Origin of the sequence: Bradyrhizobium forestalis, from assembly GCF_002795245.1 — a bacterium.
GTDB classification, from domain to species: domain Bacteria; phylum Pseudomonadota; class Alphaproteobacteria; order Rhizobiales; family Xanthobacteraceae; genus Bradyrhizobium; species Bradyrhizobium forestalis.
The window spans coordinates 1-888 of the sequence record NZ_PGVG01000122.1; the positions used below are offsets into that span (position 1 = coordinate 1).

1 protein-coding gene is annotated in these 888 nt (G+C 67.0%); it reads left to right on the plus strand.

Annotated features, from left to right (window positions below; all coding sequences use genetic code 11):
• On the plus strand, window positions 1-888 hold an 888-nt coding region (locus tag CVM73_RS38760; RefSeq protein ID WP_245452560.1), incomplete at both ends, for a condensation domain-containing protein.

The window sequence follows — 888 nt, forward strand, 5'->3', positions numbered from 1 at the left end:
GCGCACCTGCCGGACTACATGGTGCCATCGGCGTTCGTGCGGCTGGCGGCGCTGCCGCTGACGGTGAATGGCAAGCTGGACCGCAAGGCGCTGGCTGCGCCGGACGATGAGGCGTATGCGCATCGCGCCTATGAGCCGCCGCAAGGCGAGATCGAGATCACGCTGGCACAGATCTGGGCCGAGCTTCTCGGTGTTGAGCGGGTCGGACGCCACGACCACTTCTTTGCGCTCGGCGGGCACTCGCTGCTGGCGGTGCAACTGATCGAGCGTTTGCGGCGGCGGTCGCTGGGGGTTGAGGTGCGCACGCTGTTCGCCAGGCCGGTGCTGGCCGATCAGGCCGCAAGCCTGGGCAGTCATCAGGAGGTGGCGGTCCCGGCCAATCGGATCACCGAACAGAGTCCGGCGATCACGCCAGAGATGTTGCCGCTCATTGAGCTGGCGCAGGGCGAGATCGACCGGATCGTCGCCACGGTGCCCGGCGGCGTCGGCAACATCCAGGACATTTATGGTTTGTCGCCGCTGCAGGACGGCATCCTGTTCCACCATCTGTTGGCGACAAAGGGCGATCCGTACCTGCTGGTCTCGCAGATGGCGTTTGCCGATCGTGACCTGCTCGAGCGCTATCTTGCCGCGGTTCAGCGGGTGGTGGATCGGCACGATATCCTGAGGACGTCGTTTGTCTGGGAAGGGCTGTCGCGTCCGGCCCAGGTGGTGTGGCGCCGTGCGCTTTTGGAGGTGAGCGAGGTCGAGCTGGACGGCGCTGCTGGTCCGGGCCGCGCGCAGCTGAAGGATCGGTTTGATCCGCGCCGGCAGCGCATCGAGCTTGGCCGAGCGCCCTTGTTGCGGTTTGTGATCGCGCGCGAGCCCGGCAGCGCGCGCTGGCTGCTG